The organism is Ilumatobacter fluminis, assembly GCF_004364865.1.
Taxonomy (GTDB): Bacteria; Actinomycetota; Acidimicrobiia; order Acidimicrobiales; family Ilumatobacteraceae; genus Ilumatobacter; species Ilumatobacter fluminis.
Genome location: NZ_SOAU01000001.1, coordinates 2,937,629 through 2,956,094 on the forward strand (window position 1 = coordinate 2,937,629; position 18,466 = coordinate 2,956,094).

At 69.3% G+C, this 18,466-nt stretch carries 18 protein-coding genes and 1 riboswitch; of the genes, 13 read left to right on the plus strand and 5 right to left on the minus strand.

Features of this window, described 5'->3' with window-relative positions; all coding sequences use genetic code 11:
- The first annotated feature begins 70 nt into the window (after positions 1-70).
- From BDK89_RS13325 to BDK89_RS13355, 7 genes are all read left to right on the plus strand, one after another.
- Complete coding sequence (locus BDK89_RS13325) at positions 71-976, plus strand: AAA family ATPase (protein ID WP_133869403.1); 906 nt, start codon at positions 71-73, stop codon at positions 974-976.
- Complete coding sequence (locus BDK89_RS13330; protein ID WP_133869404.1) at positions 973-1,596, plus strand: HAD family hydrolase; 624 nt, start codon at positions 973-975, stop codon at positions 1,594-1,596. Before BDK89_RS13325 ends, BDK89_RS13330 begins: the two co-directional genes overlap by 4 nt.
- A 44-nt stretch (positions 1,597-1,640) precedes the next feature.
- On the plus strand, positions 1,641-1,970 hold the full coding sequence (locus BDK89_RS13335; RefSeq protein ID WP_133869405.1) for a helix-turn-helix transcriptional regulator: 330 nt from the start codon (positions 1,641-1,643) through the stop codon (positions 1,968-1,970).
- Positions 1,971-2,014: 44 nt separating this feature from the next.
- A complete protein-coding gene (locus BDK89_RS13340) occupies positions 2,015-3,274 on the plus strand; it encodes an NAD(P)/FAD-dependent oxidoreductase (protein WP_133869406.1) in 1,260 nt (419 codons plus the stop codon).
- A 45-nt stretch (positions 3,275-3,319) separates the two neighbouring features.
- Positions 3,320-4,135, plus strand: coding sequence for a YqjF family protein (locus tag BDK89_RS13345; protein ID WP_133869407.1), 816 nt, complete (start codon positions 3,320-3,322; stop codon positions 4,133-4,135).
- On the plus strand, positions 4,132-4,560 hold the full coding sequence (locus BDK89_RS13350; protein WP_133869408.1) for a hypothetical protein: 429 nt from the start codon (positions 4,132-4,134) through the stop codon (positions 4,558-4,560). The genes BDK89_RS13345 and BDK89_RS13350 overlap by 4 nt, the downstream gene beginning before the upstream one ends.
- 139 nt (positions 4,561-4,699) lie before the next feature.
- Positions 4,700-5,767, plus strand: a complete 1,068-nt coding sequence (locus BDK89_RS13355; protein WP_133869409.1) for a DUF2855 family protein — start codon at positions 4,700-4,702, stop codon at positions 5,765-5,767.
- Positions 5,768-5,773: 6 nt separating this feature from the next.
- On the opposite strand, the gene BDK89_RS13360 is transcribed toward BDK89_RS13355, so the two are convergent.
- Positions 5,774-6,778 carry an AraC family transcriptional regulator gene (locus tag BDK89_RS13360; protein WP_133869410.1) on the minus strand — a complete coding sequence of 335 codons (1,005 nt, stop codon included), beginning with the start codon at positions 6,776-6,778 and terminating at the stop codon, positions 5,774-5,776.
- Positions 6,779-6,915: 137 nt separating this feature from the next.
- Here BDK89_RS13360 and BDK89_RS13365 point away from each other — a divergent pair, with 137 nt between their 5' ends.
- The 5 genes from BDK89_RS13365 to meaB all read left to right on the plus strand — a co-directional run bounded on the left by BDK89_RS13365 (position 6,916) and on the right by meaB (position 13,916).
- Positions 6,916-7,683 carry a DUF4386 domain-containing protein gene (locus tag BDK89_RS13365; protein WP_166657570.1) on the plus strand — a complete coding sequence of 256 codons (768 nt, stop codon included), beginning with the start codon at positions 6,916-6,918 and terminating at the stop codon, positions 7,681-7,683.
- 132 nt (positions 7,684-7,815) lie between these two features.
- A complete protein-coding gene (locus tag BDK89_RS13370; protein ID WP_133871098.1) occupies positions 7,816-8,814 on the plus strand; it encodes an NAD(P)-dependent alcohol dehydrogenase in 999 nt (332 codons plus the stop codon).
- Positions 8,815-8,903: 89 nt separating this feature from the next.
- Positions 8,904-10,751 (plus strand): methylmalonyl-CoA mutase subunit beta, encoded by a 1,848-nt coding sequence (locus BDK89_RS13375; RefSeq protein ID WP_133869412.1) that lies wholly within the window; start codon positions 8,904-8,906, stop codon positions 10,749-10,751.
- Positions 10,748-12,931, plus strand: a complete 2,184-nt coding sequence (scpA, locus tag BDK89_RS13380) for a methylmalonyl-CoA mutase (protein ID WP_133869413.1) — start codon at positions 10,748-10,750, stop codon at positions 12,929-12,931. Before BDK89_RS13375 ends, scpA begins: the two co-directional genes overlap by 4 nt.
- Before the next feature lie 4 nt (positions 12,932-12,935).
- Complete coding sequence (gene meaB, locus BDK89_RS13385; RefSeq protein WP_133869414.1) at positions 12,936-13,916, plus strand: methylmalonyl Co-A mutase-associated GTPase MeaB; 981 nt, start codon at positions 12,936-12,938, stop codon at positions 13,914-13,916.
- Between the two features lie 27 nt (positions 13,917-13,943).
- Here meaB and gdhA read toward each other — a convergent pair whose 3' ends face one another.
- The 4 genes from gdhA to BDK89_RS13405 all read right to left on the minus strand — a co-directional run bounded on the left by gdhA (position 13,944) and on the right by BDK89_RS13405 (position 17,523).
- The gene (gdhA, locus tag BDK89_RS13390; RefSeq protein ID WP_133869415.1) at positions 13,944-15,284 is read right to left on the minus strand and encodes an NADP-specific glutamate dehydrogenase; all 1,341 of its coding nucleotides are present in this window, start codon (positions 15,282-15,284) and stop codon (positions 13,944-13,946) included.
- A gap of 282 nt (positions 15,285-15,566) precedes the next feature.
- The gene (locus tag BDK89_RS13395) at positions 15,567-15,881 is read right to left on the minus strand and encodes a DMT family transporter (RefSeq protein WP_133869416.1); all 315 of its coding nucleotides are present in this window, start codon (positions 15,879-15,881) and stop codon (positions 15,567-15,569) included.
- Positions 15,882-15,892: 11 nt separating this feature from the next.
- Positions 15,893-15,955, minus strand: a riboswitch (guanidine-III (ykkC-III) riboswitch).
- Positions 15,956-15,970: 15 nt separating this feature from the next.
- Positions 15,971-16,885: a TauD/TfdA dioxygenase family protein gene (locus BDK89_RS13400; RefSeq protein WP_133869417.1), complete on the minus strand. Its 915-nt coding sequence runs from the start codon at positions 16,883-16,885 to the stop codon at positions 15,971-15,973.
- Entirely contained in the window at positions 16,882-17,523 is a 642-nt protein-coding gene (locus BDK89_RS13405) for a TetR/AcrR family transcriptional regulator (RefSeq protein WP_133869418.1), read from the minus strand. The genes BDK89_RS13400 and BDK89_RS13405 overlap by 4 nt, the downstream gene beginning before the upstream one ends.
- Positions 17,524-17,610: 87 nt before the next feature.
- Between BDK89_RS13405 and BDK89_RS13410 the strand changes: the two genes are divergently transcribed.
- The gene (locus tag BDK89_RS13410) at positions 17,611-18,426 is read left to right on the plus strand and encodes an acyl-CoA thioesterase (protein WP_133869419.1); all 816 of its coding nucleotides are present in this window, start codon (positions 17,611-17,613) and stop codon (positions 18,424-18,426) included.
- Positions 18,427-18,466 lie beyond the last annotated feature (40 nt).

Sequence of the window (18,466 nt, forward strand, 5' to 3'; positions counted from 1 at the left end):
CCGAGCGCCCGCCAAACGATCGCTCGGATCCGCGGCATCGACGCCGACAGGACGAACGAAGGAGACGCACATGCCCATCGACCTGGCTTCCGACGACCCGACGCTGCGGATCACGAACCGTCACGGCGAGGTCCTCCCCTTCTCGCGAGGCATCATGGCGACCAGCCTGTTGGCGACCGGCCTCCACACCGAAGAGGCGTACCGATTGGCGTCGATCGTGCAGGAGTCGCTCCACGACGGTCGTGCACGTCACGACTCCGACGAACTCGTCGAGGTCGCGTGCGACGTGCTCCGAGCACAACCGGAGGGCGAGCAGATCGTCCGCCGTTGGCTCGCCTGGCGTGCCGTTCGTCGCAGCGGTCGGCCCGTCGTCATCGTGCTCGGCGGTGCGCCGGGTGCCGGCAAGAGCACGCTGGCGACGCGTCTCGCCGTCCGGCTCGAGATCACCCGGCTGGTCACGACCGACGCCATCCGCGAGGTGCTCCGCACCGTCGTGCCCGCCGCCGTGCTCCCCGAGCTCCACGCATCCACGTTCGAGATCGTCGACACGACGAAGGCCGACCCGTTCGTGGCGTTCGACCGTCAGTGCGAGGCGGTGTCGAACGCCCTCGGCGCCGTCGCATCGCGACTGGTCACCGAGAACCGATCCGTCATCGCCGAAGGCGTGCACCTCCGTCCCGGCGCACTCACCGAGGCTCTGTCCGATCACCCGATGCGACCCGTGGTCGTCGAGCGGGTCGTGATCGCTCCACCGTCGGTCCATCGATCGAACCTCGCGAGCCGACGGAACGCCGAGCCGCTCCGCGACGGCGACCGTCACCTCCAGCGGTTCGATCACATCACGGCGATCCAAGATCACCTCGTCGCCCAGGCCAAGACGGCCGGCATCCCCACGATGAACGTCGCCGAGTCCACCGCCCTCACCCAAGACCTCGTCGGTGAGGTCGTCGAACGGCTCGGCCAGGTGGCGGCGTGACGGCGTCGGCAACCACGAAGCAGCGCATTCGCAGCGTCGACACCAGCGGGCCGTCGTCGGCGGCGTGGGGCGACGACACCGTGCTCGTCTTCGATGCGCACGGCGTCGTCCTGAACCGGGCGTTCCCGACGTTCGTCCATCGACACGCCGCGGCACGGGGTGACGATCCCCGTCGCGTGTGGCGACGATGGCGCCGACACGTTCGTCTCGATTGCTGGGAGGGGCGCCTCGAGGTCGAGGAGGCGTGGAACCGTCTGTTCCCGGGCGACGACCCGGCCACGCTCGATCGTGGACTCGCAGCGAGCTATGCGCCCGGACCGATCTTCGACCTGGTCGCGAACTCCGACCGACGGGCCTGGCTCCTCAGCAATCACCGGTCCGAGTGGCTGCTCCCCCAACTCGAGCGCTTCGGCCTCGAGCACCGGTTCGAAAGGGTGCTCGTGTCGGACGTGCTGGGCGTCGCCAAACCGGACCGCGAAGTGTTCCGCGTCGTTCGGCGCCGAGCCGGCCACGGACGCATCGTGCTCTTCGACGATTCGTCACGCAATGTGTCGACGGCGCGCCAGGTCGGCATCGAGGCGTACCAGGTCGTCGACGTCACCGCTGGGAGGACCGAATGAATGACACGAAACGTCGACGTTCTGATCGCTACGATCGATCGACGATGTCGTCCGCCACCGAAACCGACACCGACACCGACGCCGGGGACGGCCGGCCGTCCTGGACGTTCCTGACGAACCACGCCCACGTGCTCGTCGCGATCGGCCAAGATCCCGAGATGCGCCAGCGCGACATCGCCGACGCCGTCGGCATCACGCCGGGGGCCGTCACCCGGATCCTCGCCGAGCTCGAGGCGTCGGGGTGCGTCACCCACGAACGCGTCGGTCGCCGGAACCGGTACCACATCAATCCCGAAGTCCACTTCCGTCACCCGCTCGAGTCCGAGGTGACGATCGGGCAACTGATCGAACTCACCGACGGCATCATCGACTGAGCATCCGTCCGGAATAATCACGGCCATCGCACGTTCCATCTGGCATGGACGAGCGTGACCACACACGCCCGGTCCCCGAGTCGGCCGACGTCGTGATCGTCGGTGCCGGCCTCGCCGGACTGGCCGCCGCCACCACCCTCCAGCGCGCCGGACACGACGTCGTCGTGCTCGAGGCGTCCGACGGTGTCGGCGGACGCGTTCGTACCGACGTCGTCGACGGCTATCGCCTCGATCGCGGGTTCCAGGTGCTCCTCACCGCGTACCCCGAACTCGATCGGCAGTTCGACGTCAACGCACTCGACCTCCGCCGATTCGAACCGGGCGCCATCGTCTGGGACGGCGCCGCCACCCATCTGATCGGCGACCCGCTCCGCCGGCCCACCACCACACCCAAGACCGTCATCGCCCCGATCGGCTCGCTGGGCGACAAGCTCCGCATCCTGCGTCAGCGTGTGCGGCTCACCCGGACGAGGGCGCCCGATCTGCTCCGGCAACCCGACGCCACGACGCTCGACGCGTTGCACGACGACGGGTTCGGCGACCGCGTCATCGAACGCTTCTATCGCCCGCTCGTCGGTGGCATCCAACTCGACCCCTCGCTCCGTACCAGTCGACGTATGTTCGACGTGATCCTGCGCAGCCTGCTCCAGGGCGACTCCGCCGTCCCGGCGCTCGGCATGGGAGCGATCCCCGCCCAGCTCGCGAACACGCTGCACCCCGGCACCGTCCACCTCCGCAACGAGGTCACCGAGGTGGCACCCGAGCGCGTCACGACCGGCGACGGCCATGTCGTCACCGCACGACGGGTCGTCGTGGCCGCCGAGGGGCCGAGGGCCGCGGCGCTGCTCGGTCTCCCGCCCGTCGAATCGAACCCCGCCACCTGTGTGTGGTTCGCCGCCGAACGACCGCCGATCGACGACCGATACATCGTGCTCGACGGCACCGGCGTCGGCCCGGCGCTCAACGTCGCGGTCATGAGCAACGTCGCCCCGGAGTACGCACCGTCGGGCGATGCGCTGATCGCCGCCGCCTGTCCGGGCGTCCGCGCCCCCGACATCGAGTCGGCGGTCCGCACCCAGCTCGGCCGGATGTGGGGCCCGCAGGTCGACGAGTGGCGACATCTCCGCACCGACGTCATCGCCCACGGGCAGCCCCGCCAACACCCGCCGTTCGACCCGAAGCAACGCGTCGACCTCGGTGATGGACTCTTCGTCTGCGGCGACCATCGCGACACCGCCTCGATCCAGGGCGCACTGTTCTCGGGACGGCGCTGCGCCGAAGCCGTCGCCGACTCGCTCACCTGACGAGCCGATCCCCGCCGACGAGCCGATCCCCTGCCCGCAGCGACCATGACCACGAGCGAGACATCATCTGCGACATCGACGCCGAGCGCCTCGGTCGAGATGATCTCGCCCGAGCCGCCGACGTGGGATCGACGCACCTTGATGCGACAGCGTTGGGACGAACTCGCATACTTCCACTGGTCGTACGAGCCGGACGTCGTGCAGCGCCTGTTGCCCGACGGGCTCATCGTCGACACGTTCGACGATCGAGCCTGGGTCGGCCTGATCCCGTTCGAGATGCGCAACGTGCAGCTCGGCCCGACGCCGCCGGTTCCGTTCCTCGGGTCGTTCATCGAGATCAACGTGCGCACCTACGTCCGCGACCGGCTCGGCCGCCGCTCCGTGTGGTTCTTCTCGCTCGACGTGCCGCGTTCGGCGATCGTCGGGGTCGCACGAACGGTGTTCTCGCTCCCGTACTGCTGGGCGAGCACCGAGCACACCGTCGACGGCGAACGTCACCGCTACCGGATGCGGCGTCGTTGGCCCCGCCGCAGCGGCGGCGAATCGGCGGTTGCCGACATCGCGTTCACCGTCGGCGCACCGATCGCCGACGACGACGTCACCGATCTCGACCACTTCCTGAGCGCCCGTTGGGCGCTCGTCACGACTCGGCGAGCGACGCCGCTGTACGGGCGGGTGCACCACGAGCGTTGGCCGCTGCACGAGGTGACCGGCGTCCGGATCGAGCAGGACGTGATCGAGGCAGCCGGACTGCCGGGACCCGTCGGCGAGCCGATCGCCCGCTACTCCCCCGGTGTCGGCGTCAGCGTGGCCTGGTTCGAACGGATCCGATCCGTCGAGGCCGTGGCGGCGGGCGGATGACGTCGGTGCTCGTCGCCGGCGCTGCGGCGACGTGGGCGATGGCCGGCGTGATCTGGGTGATGCAACTCGTGCACTACCCGATGCTCGTCGGGTACTCGGCGATGTCGCCGGTGACGGCGGCCGTCGACCACCAACGCCGGATCACCTGGATCGTCGGGCCCCTGATGGCCGTGGAGGGAACGACCGCGCTGGCGTTGCTCGTCGACCGCCCGGACACGATGAGCGCCCTGAGCGCATGGGTGGCCGCCGCACTCCTCGGCGTTGCGCTGGCCTCGACGTGGCTGCTCCAAGTACCGATGCACAGCGTGCTCGCCCGCGGCCACGACGCCGACGCCGGCCGGCGCCTCATCACCACCAACTGGATCCGCACCGCCGCATGGACCGCCCGCGGCATCGTCCTCGCCGCCGTCCTCGCCACCCCCTGACGCTCCCGCGCCGCCACGGCCTCGCCGAGCGGTTCGCCGGGTCTCTGCGAGATCCGTCTCGGGTGCGGGCTGGGCGTGGTGGCTAGCGTCCGGGGCGAGCGTGGCACGGGGCTGCGCACCGACCCGAGGGGAATCACCCATGCCGAACGTGCTCGAGACCGACCGCAACGACGCCCAGCGGACCCGCACCGTCGACCAGCCGACGACACCGCTCGCCGACGGCGAGGTTCGGTTCGCGATCGAGTCGTTCGCACTGACCGCCAACAACATCACCTACGCCGTCGCCGGCGACATGCTCGGCTACTGGGACTTCTTCCCGTCGGGCGACGACGCCTGGGGACGCGTTCCGGCGATGGGCTGGGCGACCGTCACCGAGTCGGCCCACCCCGACGTTCCCACCGGCGACCGCTACTACGGCTGGTTCCCGCTGGCGTCGGAGCACGTGGCCACCGTCGCGCCGACGTCGGCCGGCATCCGCGACGACGGAGACCACCGGTCGCAGCACGCACCGGTCTACCGCAGCTACGTGGCGACGGACCGCGACCCGTACCACCAGGACGGCACCGACGCCGAGCACCGGCACGCCTTGCTCCGCGGCTTGTTCGTGACCGGCTTCCTCGCCGACGGCCATCTCGCGCTCACCTCGGGCTCGGCGACACAGACCGTCGTCCTCTCGGCCTCGTCGAAGACGGCGATCGGCTACGCCGCCTGTGCGAAGGCGCGCGGCGTCGAGGTGGTCGGTGTCACCTCGCCTCGCAACGTCGACTTCGTCCGGAGCCTGCCCTACTACGACCAGGTCGTCACGTATGACGACGTCGATCAGATCCCGGCCGCGCCGAGCACCGTCGTTGACATGGCCGGCGTCGCGTCGGCGACCGCGGCGGTGCACGACCGTCTCGGCGACTCGATCGCCCGGTCGCTGACGATCGGGATGAGCCACCACGAGGCCGAACGGGTGCCGGTCAACGCCGGCCCTGCGCCGGAGTTCTTCTTCGCCCCGACCGCCTCCCAGGCGTTGATCGATGAGAAGGGGGCGGAACGCCACGAGCGCGAGATCGCCGAGTCGCTGTTCACCTTCGTGGATGCGAGCAGCGACTGGCTCACGGTCGACGTCCGCACGGGTGCGGAGGCCGTCGCCCAGGCGTGGAGCGACGTCTACGACGGAGCCGTCCCGCCGAACGTCGGCGTCATCGGCAGCCAGACCTGATCGGCGTCACGTTCCGGGCCCGCCTCGCCGGCGGAACTCGGCCGGTGTCAAGCCGGTCCACCGCTTGAACGCGCGGCTGAACGCCGTCTGGTCGGAGAAACCCGTGAGGAAGGCCACATCGGCCAACGAGTGCGCACTCGCCTGCAGCAGCGACTCGGCCGCGTCGCGGCGTGCGTCGGTGACGAGGGTCTGGAAATTGACGCCATCGTCGGCGAGGCGGCGGTGCAGCGTCCGCTCGCTCATCCCGAGGCGGCGGGCGACCGCCGACTTGCTCGGCTGACCGTCGGCCAACGTGTCGGCGACCACACCACGCACGACGACGGTCAGCGACCGGTCGGCCGCTTTCGCCTTGAGGTCGTCGAGTTGGGCGAGCAGGTAGGTCGACAACCCCTCGTCGGCGAGCAGCGTCGGTCGGGCGAGCTGCTCCGCATCGAGCAGCAGCCCGTCGACGTGGGCGCCGAACCGCACCGAGCACCCGAAGTACTCGCGGTGTGGCGCAGCGTCAGCGGGTGGTTCGTGACGGAAGCCGACCTGCCGGGGCACGAACGACGAGCCGGTCGCCTGTCGGATCATCGAGACGACCGCTGCCAACGCACACTCGTTGGCGAGGGCGGCGCCGGGCCGGTGGTGCGGTCGCCCGACCAGGGCGAACGTCGACCCGTCGGACTCGTCGAGCAGCTCGTAGTCGAGGGTGTCACTGAGCACGAGCACGTACCGCATCAGACGCCGGAGCGAGTCGCCGACGGTCGGCGCCGTCTTCATCGCCAACCCCAACGCGCCGAGGGAGTCGGCGGAGATCGACGCCCCGTACCGGAACGGCAACTCGGGATCGTCCGGTACCGCCACCCGCTCCAGCAGGTCGTAGTAGGCGTCGGCGTCGACCGACTGTCCGGTCCACGGCACTTCCGGCTCGATCGGGAGGCCGAGATCGGCGAGGAGCCGGTCGTGCGGGACCGACGAGCGTGACACGCCGACGATCCGCCGGATGACCGGTGTTCCGACCGATGGCATCCGCCGATTCTGGCACGCACCCAGCGGTGGCCGATCCGGTCACGACGTTGGCAGCAGCAGCCAAGACCCCGACCCCGGGCGATCCGTACGTTCGAAACCGTCATCCACGAGTGACGAACGACGAACCAGGAGGAATCATGTCGAACACCACCATTCCCACCATCGATGGCACCGGTGCCACCGGCTCGGCGCAGGTCGAACCGGCCGGCCACGGTGCGCCGGGGATCGCCCGACTCACCGGTCTGGCCTATCTGGGCATCATTGCGACCGGCATCTTCGCCGAGTTCGTCGTGCGAGGATCACTCGTCGTCGACGACGATCCCATGGCCACCGCCACCGAGATCGCCGCGAACCCCGCACTCTTCCGGGCCGGCATCGGCGCCGACATCGCGATGGTCGCCTTCGACGCCATGGTGGCGTTCGGCTTGTTCCGACTCCTCCGCCACGTCGACCGCAAGCTCGCCATCACAGCCACCGTCTGGCGCCTCCTGCAGGGCGCCGTCATCGCCGTCAACCTGCTGTTCCTGGTGAGCGCGCTCGGCCACGCCACCGATGCGGTCACCGCCGACGGAACGGTGCTCCCGGAGCCGGCCCGGAGCGCGCTCGACGCCATCGAACGCCACGCCGTCGGGTACGACATCGGTCTGATCGCGTTCGCCCTGAGCTGCTTCGCGGTCGCACGCCTGCTCCAGATCTCCCGCCTGACGCCCCGCTGGATCGCGCTCGGCATGTACGCCACCGGCGCCGTATACCTCACGGGCTCCTTCGCCGCCGTGTTCGCTCCCGACCTGCTCGCCGTCATCGATCCGTTCTACGGGATCGCCCTCGTCGTCGAGTTCGGCTTCGCCATCTGCCTGCTCCGCGGGCTCCGACCCCGGACCGCCGGCTCGGGCCGCCCCGAGTGACACGACCGGACACCCACACGCACACACAACCCACACGAACAGGAGCGCACCATGTCCGCACCGAACGCACCCACCGCCACGACCACCAACTCCGCCACGATCGAGCTCGACGTCTCGCCCCGACCGGACCGGATGCGGGCGATCGTCCAGCGACGCTACGGCGGCGCCGACCAGCTCGTCCTCGACGAGACCGATCGGCCCACGGTCGGCGACCATGATGTGTTGATCCGGGTCGTCGCCGCCGGCGTCGACCGTGGGGTCGGCCACCTCATGACCGGCCGGCCGTATCCGACCCGGCTCGGGTTCGGCCTCCGACGTCCTCGCAACCCGATCCCGGGCCTCGACGTGTCCGGCGTGGTCGAAGCGGTCGGGCGCGGTGTCACCCGCTTCGTCGAGGGCGACCGTGTCTTCGGCGTCGCACGTGGCTCGTTCGCCGAGTACGCGATCGCCGCGGAAGGCAAGCTGGCCGCAGCGCCACACGGTCTCGACCCCGTCGCCGCCGGTGTGCTGGCCGTCACCGGGTCGACCGCACTCCAGGCGATCGAGGACCACGGTCGGGTCACGGCCGGTCAACACGTCCTGGTGCTCGGAGCATCCGGTGGTGTCGGGACATACGCCGTCCAGATCGCTCGAGCGGTCGGAGCGCTGGTGACCGGCACGGCGTCGACCGACAAGCTCGATCTCGTCCGGGCACTCGGCGTCGAGTCGACGATCGATCACCGGGTGGACGACCCGCTGTCGGGCGACGTCCGGTACGACGTCATCGTCGATACCGGTGGGAACCGGCGCCTGCGCGATCTGCGACGAGCACTCGCCCCGGACGGCACCCTCGTGATCGTCGGCGGCGAGGGCGGCGGCCGCTGGTTCGGCGGCCTCGACCGCCAGCTGCGTGCCGTCGCCTGGTCGTCGGTCTCCACCCAGCGCATGACCACGTTCGTCGCGTCCGAGGACGCCGACCACCTCGAGCGGCTCGTCGACCTCGTCGAAGCGGGCGCGGTCGCACCGGTCGTCGACCGGCGGTTCCCGCTGCACCGGGCCGCCGACGCCATGCGTTACCTCGAATCGGGAGCAGCTCGCGGCAAGGTCGCACTGACCGTCGCCGACGCCGATCCGGTCGTCGGCGAGCGCTGATCCCCGGGGCCGAGTCGTGGGCCGATCGCCGTTCGAGCGGTCGGTGCTGCGGCTTGGCCCCGTCCGCGTGGATCGGCTTGACTGAAGACGTGGGCCAGACGACCGAACCGCTGCAACCAGGGGCCGATTTCCCGAGTGCCGACCGCGACGACTGGCTCGCCGGCGTCCGCAAAGTCCTCACCCGCAATCGCCCCGACGCGACCGACGACGAGGTCGCTTCGCTCTTCGCGAAGCAGCTCGTCACCCACACCGAGGACGGCTTCGATCTGCAGCCGTTGTACACCGCCGACGATGCGCCGACCGGTCGACCCGACCCCGGCGAGTTCCCGTTCGTTCGAGGCACGCACCGCGAGCCGCGTGACTGGGAGATCCGCCAGCGCGTGTGGCCGACGGTCGACGGCTCCGACGCCATCACCGAACTCGAGCAGGGCGCCACCGGCGTCCTGGTCGAGGTCCCCGGCGACGTGACCTCCGATCAGCTCGAACGCGTCCTCGACGGCGTCCTGCTCGATCTCGCACCGGTGTCACTGTCCACGCCTGCCGACTCGGCCGGCGTCGGAGCCGCCCGGGCGCTCATGACGGTGTGGGACGCACGCTCGATCGGCCCAACCGTTCGCCGTGGCTCGCTCGGCGTCGATCCGATCGGAGCGTGGGCTCGCTCCGGTGGCGGCACCGAGATCGACATCGCTCCGGTCGCCGACATGGTGAACGAACTCGCCGAGAGCGCACCCGAGGCTCGTGCCCTCGTCGCCGACGGCACGGTCTGGCACGACGCCGGTGCCTCCGACGGTCAAGAACTCGCCTGGACGATCGCCGCAGCCGTCGACACGGTGCGCCGCCTCGCCGATGCGGGCGTCGAGACCCGGCGCGCCTTCGCCTCGATCGAGTTCCGCTTCGCTGCGACCGCCGACCAGTTCGCCACGATCTGCAAGCTGCGAGCGGCACGCTCGCTGTGGTCGCGCATCGGCGAACTGTCGGGCCTCTCGCCCGAGCAGTGTGCGATGCGCATCCACGCCGACGCCTCACGTCCGATGCTCACCCGCTACGACCCGTGGGTGAACACCCTTCGGTCGACCGTCGCGTGTTTCGCCGCCGCGTTGGGCGACGCCGACGCGATCACGCTGACGCCGCACGATGTGCTCATCGAGCAGGGCGGCTCGTCGCTCGGCCGACGGATCGCACGCAACACCCAGTCGGTCCTGCTGCTCGAATCGAACCTCGCCCGGGTCACCGACATCGCCGGCGGCTCGTGGTACGTCGAGCGTCGCACCGATCAGCTCGCCGACGTCGCCTGGAACGAACTCCAGCGCGTCGATGGAGCCGGCGGACTCGTTGCCGCGGTCGAGAGCGGTTCGATCCACGAGGCGATCGCCGACGTGTCGTCGGAGCGATCTCGTGCGGTCGCCACGCGCAAGCGCCCGCTCACCGGACTCACCGAGTTCCCGAACATCGCCGAGACACCACCGCCACCCTCGACGATCTCGCCGGACGCCGACGGCGGTGGGTCCTTCGAGCCGTTCACCCTGCATCGGTTGAGCGACGAGTTCGAACAGTTGCGAGGACGCGCCGACGCCGTCGCCGCCAGTGGTGAACGTCCGAGCCTGTTCCTCGCTGCCCTCGGGGGCCCGGCGGCCTCCACCGCTCGCGCCACGTTCGCCAAGAACTTCTTCGAGGTGGCAGGTATCCGCACGATCGAGGGTGAGGTCGCCGACTTCGACCCGTCGGTCACCACGTTCGCGTGTTTGTGCTCGTCCGACCCGGTGTACGAGGCGCAGGGCGCCGACGCCGCCCGGTCGCTCCGCGACGCCGGAGCCACCACCGTCTACCTCGCCGGCCGCGGTGTCGGCCTCGACGGGATCGACGGCGAGATCGGGCTCGGCACCGACCTGCTCGACACCCTGAGTCGAACGCTCGACCAGATGGGAGTGCCGTCATGACCATCCCCGATCTCTCCGGCCACGATCTCCGCACCACGGCGTCGGCCGCCGGCACCGGACGCGAGGACGCCGGCGACGACGCAGACCAAGCCGTCTGGGAGACCCCCGAAGGCATCGCCGTGCACGGCGCATACGGACCCGGCGACCTCGACGGCGTCGACTTTCTCGACACCTACCCCGGCATCAAGCCGTACGTCCGCGGCCCGTACCCCACGATGTACGTCAACCAGCCGTGGACCATCCGTCAGTACGCCGGGTTCTCCACCGCCGAGGAGTCGAACGCCTTCTACCGCCGCAACCTGGCCGCCGGTCAGAAGGGTCTGTCGGTGGCGTTCGACCTGGCCACCCACCGCGGCTACGACAGCGATCACCCTCGCGTCGCAGGTGACGTCGGCATGGCCGGCGTGGCGATCGACTCGATCCTCGACATGCGACAACTGTTCGACGGCATCCCGCTCGACCAGATGAGCGTGTCGATGACCATGAACGGCGCAGTGCTGCCGGTGCTCGCGCTCTACATCGTGGCGGCCGAGGAACAGGGCGTCGAACCGCACCAGCTCGCCGGCACGATCCAGAACGACGTGCTCAAGGAGTTCATGGTCCGGAACACGTACATCTATCCGCCCGAGCCGTCGATGCGGATCATCTCCGACATCTTCGCCTACACCTCGAGCGAGATGCCGCGGTTCAACTCGATCTCGATCTCCGGCTATCACATGCAAGAGGCCGGGGCGACGGCCGATCTCGAACTCGGGTACACCCTCGCCGACGGCGTGGAGTACCTGCGTGCGGGCATCGACACCGGGCTCGACGTCGACAAGTTCGCGCCCCGCCTGTCGTTCTTCTGGGCGATCGGGATGAACTTCTCGATGGAGGTCGCCAAGATGCGGGCCGGTCGTCTGCTCTGGGCGAAGCTCGTGAACCAGTTCGGTCCGAAGAACGACAAGTCGCTGTCGCTGCGCACCCACAGCCAGACCTCGGGGTGGTCGCTCACCGCCCAGGACGTGTTCAACAACGTCGTGCGCACGTGCGTCGAAGCCATGGCGGCGACGCAGGGCCACACCCAGTCGCTGCACACCAACGCGCTCGACGAGGCATTGGCGCTGCCGACCGACTTCAGTGCTCGCATCGCTCGCAACACCCAGCTGTTCCTGCAGCAGGAGTCGGGGACGACACGCGTGATCGACCCGTGGGGCGGCTCGTACTACATCGAGCGCCTGACCCACGACCTCGCCGAACGGGCGTGGGCGCACATCCAGGAGATCGAGGAGGCCGGCGGCATGACCGCCGCGATCGAGGCCGGAATCCCGAAGATGCGCATCGAAGAGGCCGCCGCCCGGACCCAGGCCCGCATCGATTCCGGCCGCCAGCCGGTGATCGGCGTGAACACGTTCCGGCCCGACACACCCGACCAGATCGAGGTCCTCAAGGTCGACAACAGCTCGGTCCGGGCCCAGCAGCTCGCGAAGCTCGAGCGGCTCCGCGCCGAGCGCGACGAGCAGGCATGCCAGGAAGCGCTGACGCGGCTCACCGAGGCGGCAGCGGCGTCGACCACCGGCAGCCGCGCCCCCGGCCTCGAACAGAACTTCCTCCGGCTCGCCGTCGATGCCGCCCGCAAGCACGCCACCGTCGGCGAGATCAGCGACGCGCTCGAGGCCGTGTTCGGTCGTCACACCGCCGCGATCCGTACGATCGAGGGCGTGTACCGGAACGAGATCGGCAACGCCCCGAACGCCCAGCTCGCGCGGGAGGCCGTCGATCGCTTCCTCGACGACCACGGACGTCGCCCACGCATCATGGTCGCCAAGATGGGCCAGGACGGTCACGACCGGGGCCAGAAGGTGATCGCCACGGCGTTCGCCGACCTCGGCTTCGACGTCGACGTCGGCCCCCTGTTCCAGACGCCGGCCGAGGTCGCTCGTCAGGCCGTCGAAGCAGACGTCCACATCGTCGGAGCGTCGTCGCTCGCTGCGGGGCACCTGACCCTGGTTCCCGAACTGCGTGAGGAGCTGGCGAAGCTCGGCCGCGACGACATCATGATCGTCGTGGGTGGCGTCATCCCGCCGGGCGACTTCGACGAGCTGCGTGAGGCCGGTGCGTCGGCGATCTTCCCGCCGGGAACCGTCATCGCCGATGCCGTGCTCGACCTGATCAACGAACTCGACGAACGTCTCGCCTGAGTCGATGGCACGCCCGATCGACGTCGATGCGCTCGAGCAGGGTGTCCTGGCGGGCGACCGCACGACGCTCGGCCGCGCCATCACCCTCGTCGAGTCGCGACGTCTCGACCATCACGAAGCCGCTCAGGAACTCCTGCTGCGGCTCCTCCCCCGCTCCGGGGACGCCGTCCGTGTCGGCATCACCGGCGTGCCGGGTGTGGGCAAGTCGACGTTCATCGACGCGATGGGGTCGCAGCTGACCGAGTCGGGCAGCAAGGTGGCCGTGCTCGCCGTCGACCCGTCGTCGTCGCGTACGGGCGGCAGCATCCTCGGCGACAAGACCCGGATGGCACGCCTGTCGATCGACGACAATGCGTTCATCCGCCCGTCGCCGACGTCGGGCACGCTCGGCGGCGTCGCTGCAGCAACCCGCGAAGCGATCGTCATCGTCGAGGCCGCCGGCTACGACACCGTGCTCGTCGAGACGGTGGGTGTCGGGCAGAGCGAGATCGCCGTCGCCGACATGACCGACACGTTCCTCGTGCTGATGCTCGCCCGGTCGGGCGATTCGCTCCAGGGCATCAAGAAGGGCGTGCTCGAACTCGCCGACGTCCTGGCGATCAACAAGGCCGACGGCGAGCATCGCGACGAGTGTCGACGGGCAGCCGCGGAGCTGACGACCGCTCTGCACCTGCTGTACCCGCCGGAGAGTGTTTGGGTCCCCCCGGTGCTGATGTGCAGCGCGATGACCGGCGACGGCCTCGACGAGGTCTGGCAGCAGGTCATCGCCCATCGCACGACGATGGTCGAGTCCGGCGAGTTCGAGCGGCGACGCACCCGCCAGCTGATCGATTGGATGTGGTCGTCGGTCGAGACCGAACTCGTCGATTCGTTCAAGCGGCGCGACGACGTGCGCGATCTCGCCGGTGCGCTCGAGTCGGAGCTCGCAGCCGGGTCGACGACGCCCGCGCTCGCGATGCGTCGCCTCCTCGACCTGCGGCCCTGACAGTTCCCGTTCCGACGCGCCGGCGACTCAGATGACGCCGAGGGCGTCCATGGCCAGAGCGACCCGTTGGAAGCCGGCGATGTTGGCACCGCGCACGAGGTCGCCCGGCGCACCGAACCCTTCGGCGGTCTCGGCGCAGAGGCGGTGGATGTTCGTCATGATCTCGTCGAGTCGCTGCTCGGTGTGCGAGAACGACCACGAGTCACGCGAGGCGTTCTGCTGCATCTCGAGCGCCGAGGTCGCGACACCACCGGCATTGGCGGCCTTGCCGGGCCCGAAGGCCACGCCGGCCTCGGCGAAGGCCCGGACGGCGTCCGGGGTGCACGGCATGTTCGCACCCTCGGCAACGGCGACGCAGCCCTGGTCGATCAGGGTCGCGGCGTCGCGCCCCGACAGCTCGTTCTGCGTCGCGCACGGGAGTGCCAGTTCGGTCGGCAGTTCCCAGACGTTGCCCCGCTCGACCAGGTGCGCCTTCGGACGCCGATCGGCGTAGTCGCCGACCCGGCCTCGTTCGACCAGCTTGACCTGCTTGAGTTCGTCGAGGTCGATGCCGTCGTCGTCGACCACGTAGCCCGACGAGTCGGAGCAGGCGATCACGTGCGCGCCGAACGACTGCAGCTTCTCGATCGCGAACAGCGCCACGTTGCCCGAGCCCGACACCGTCGCCGTACGCCCGTCGAGGGAGTGACCTCGGGCGGCGAGCATCTCGCGCAGGAAGAACACCGTGCCGTACCCCGTTGCTTCGTTGCGGACGAGGGCACCGCCCCACTCGACGCCCTTGCCGGTGATGATGCCCGACTCGTAGCGGTTCGTGATCCGCTTGTACTGACCGAAGAGGTACCCGATCTCACGGCCGCCGACGCCGATGTCGCCGGCGGGCACGTCGGTGTACTCGCCGATGTGACGGTACAGCTCGGTCATGAAGCTCTGGCAGAAGCGCATGATCTCGCTGTCCGATCGGCCCTTCGGGTCGAAGTCGCTGCCGCCCTTGCCGCCGCCGATCGGCATGCCGGTCAGGGCGTTCTTGAACACCTGCTCGAAGCCGAGGAACTTCACGATCCCCGTGTTGACCGACGGATGGAAGCGCAGGCCACCCTTGTACGGGCCGAGCGCGCTGTTGAACTCGATCCGGAAGCCACGGTTGATGTGGATCTCGCCGTCGTCTGCCTGCCACGGCACGCGGAACACCAGCTGACGCTCGGGTTCGCAGAGGCGCTGCACGATCTTGTGTTCGAGCAGTTCGGGATGCTTCGCCACGACCGGGCCGAGGCTCTCGAGCACCTCACGGACCGCTTGATGGAACTCCAGCTCACCGGGGTTGCGGCGCAGCACCTCGTCGAGGACGTCCTCGAGCTTCTCGTCGATCATGGGTCTCTGTCTCCTTCGTTCCAGCCGCAACCGGGGGGATCGCGGCGACACGACGCGTCCGCCACGAAAAGGGTGACCCGGCCGACTCGAACGAGTCGGCCGGGTCGTCGACCTTTCCGGGCACGACGCTGTGCTGGAGGCGGTCATCGCCGGCGCCGACCGTAGCGATGAGTGAAGAAACTGCAACAGGAGTTCAGCACTGCTGAAGTCGACCTCGGCACCGCTCCCAGGGTCGAACGGTCGGCCCACCGACCGAGCGGCGCCGGCGACGGCATCGAGCCGTCAGTGGGACAGCTTGAGGCCGATCACGCAACCGACGATGCCGGCGAGGAACGCCAGCTTGAGGAGCGACACCGACTCCTGGCCGGTGGCCATCGCGAACACGACCGTGCCGACGGCACCGATGCCGACCCAGATCGCGTACGAGGTACCGACCGGGAGTTCACGCATTGCGTAGGCCAACCCGGCCATGCTGAGCGCGAGACCGACCCCGAACACGACCGTCGGGGCGAGCCGGCTGAAGTTCTCCGACCGGCCGAGTGCGGTTGCCCAGACCGCTTCGAGGACTCCGGAGACGACAAGGACGAGCCATGCCATGGCGACTTCTTCCTGGCCGTCTTGTCGCGCTCCGGGTACGGCTCCCTCGTCCGGGGGCCGGTGGCGGCCCACGATCGACAGGATATCGGTCAGAACGGGTGGTCGCCGATGACCGTGATCCGCTCCATCACCCGTCGTTGGGGGTGGTAGTCGGAGGTGGCGTAGTGCTGCGTCGCCCGGTTGTCCCAGATCGCCAGATCGCCCCGCGTCCACGACCAGCGACACTGATACTCGGGATAGTCGGCCTGCCGGCACAAGTACTCGAGCAGCGCATCGCCCTCGGCCGGGTCGAGGCCGACCAGTTCGGTCGTGAAGATGGCGTTCACGTACAGCGTCTTGCGGCCGGTCTCCGGGTGAGTACGCACCACCGGATGGACCGACGGCGGGAAGTCACGCCGGGTCGCCTCACGCTGCTCCTCGGTCATGAGCGCACCGAACGTATCGATCCAGTCGTGCACGGCCTGCATGCCGTCGATCCGCTGCTTGACGTCGTCGGGGAGGCAGTCGTAGGCCGCGCCCATGTCGGCCCACAGCGTGTCCCCACCGGCGGCAGGTACCTCGACGGCGCGCAAGAGCGAGCCGAGTGACGGCACCGCCCGCCAACTGACGTCGCTGTGCCACACGTTTTCGTAACCGCCGACGGCGTCGTTCTTCTCGAACCGGACGGCGGTCGGCCGGTCGGGGGCGTTGGTCAGGAACGGGTGGAACTCGAGTTCGCCCCAGCGGGCGCCCAGCGCAGCGTGCGACTCGGGGTCGAGGCCGGCGTCACGGAAGAACAGCACCTTCCATTCGAGCAGCGCTCGGTGGATGTCGGCGAACGTCTCGTCGTCGAGCGCCGTCAGGTCGACACCGACGATCTCGGCGCCGATGGTCGGGCTCTTCGGGATCACCTCGAAGCGGGTGTACGGCTCGTCAGCCCACGAGTCGGGGACCCGGGCTGCGACCTGGGGCCCGAACCGGAGGCCGGATCGGAACGAGGCCGGGGCTTCGGCGGTGTCGGTCATGTGGAACTCCCGGTGGTTTCGGACACGCTGACGCGTGCGGTGAGAACGGCGTGGCAGGTCGCGACGAGTTCGTCGCAGAGGTCGGCAGCCGGTTGACGGGACTCGCGCTCGTGGCGGCGCCATTCCCAGCCGGCGATCGTGCCGACGAACAGGGTGCTCATCTGATCGACGCGACGCAGCTGCTGGTCGCGATCGCCGTCGAGATGGACGACGACCAGATCGACCACGCGACGGAAGCTCGACAGCACCGGCAGATCGGCGACGACGTCGCGAGCGAACGTGTCCCATCGGGTACGGACGAGGAAACGCGCATACCAACCGCCGGTCTCGTCGACCACCTCGAGGAGCGGACGGATCGCCGCGTCGACCAGGACGAGGAGCGAGCCGTCGCGGCCCTCGGCGATGGCCTGGTCGAGCATGCGGTGACGACGTCGGTTGACCTCGCCCATTCGATACTCGAACACGGCCGCCACGAGTCCGGCACGGTCGCCGAAGTGGTACTGCGCAGCCGAGTGGTTGCGTTGGCCGGCGGCGGCAGAGATGTCGCGCAACGAGACGGTTTCGATGCCTCGCTCGGCGAAGAGCTGCTCACCGGCCTCGATCAACGCAATGCGTGCGGTCTCCCCGCGTGACGCCATGGGCGCAGAATACGACAACTGTCTTAATCAGTCAACTGTCTTATTTCCGAATCGTCGATCGAGCGCCCGAACGGGAAGACTGCACGGATGGCCACGCCCACGTATCGAACGGTCGACTTCGTCGATCTCCTGACCCTCGAACCGCACGGCCCCGACACCTACGTGGGTACAACGGCCGAGTATCCGTGGGGTGGGCGTCTGTTCGGCGGCCAGGTCGTGGCGCAGGCGCTTCGAGCCGCGATCGAGACCGTCGACGCCGAACGCCCCGTTCACTCGCTGCACTCGTACTTCATCCGCCCCGGCACGCCCGACGAACCGGTCCGGTTCGAGGTGGAGCGGCTCCGAGACGGCCGCTCGTTCAGCACCCGGCAGGTCGTCGCCCGTCAATCCGCCGGCGCCATCCTCAACCTGTCCGCGTCGTTCCAGTCACCGGAGGACGAAGCCGACGTCACCGTCGGCGGGGTGCCCGACGCGCTCCCCCGCCCCGACGACCCCGAAACCAGCGATCACTCGTGGGGTGCGTTGCTCGAGCGACGCAAGGTCGTCTCCCCCGACGGCCGGATCGGCTACTGGATCCGTCTCGACGCCGCGTTGCCGGACGATCCGGCGGTGCACGCGTGCGGTCTGGCGTTCATGTCGGACGCCGCGCCGAGTCGTCCGGCGCGAGCGCTGCATCCCGAGTTCGCCGGACGGGAGAACGACCGGCACTGGTTCCAGGGCGCCAGCCTCGACCATGCCGTCTGGTTCCACCGACCGAGCCGGGCAGACGAGTGGCACTGGTTCGACGCCCGAGCCAACGGTTTGTCGAACGCACGTGGCCTCGTCACCGCCGACGCATATACCGAGTCGGGCGTGCACGCCGCCTCGATCGCCCAAGAGGTCCTGCTCCGCAAGAAGCGCTGACGACGCCGACCGCCACACCAACTCGGTGAACTGGGTCCGA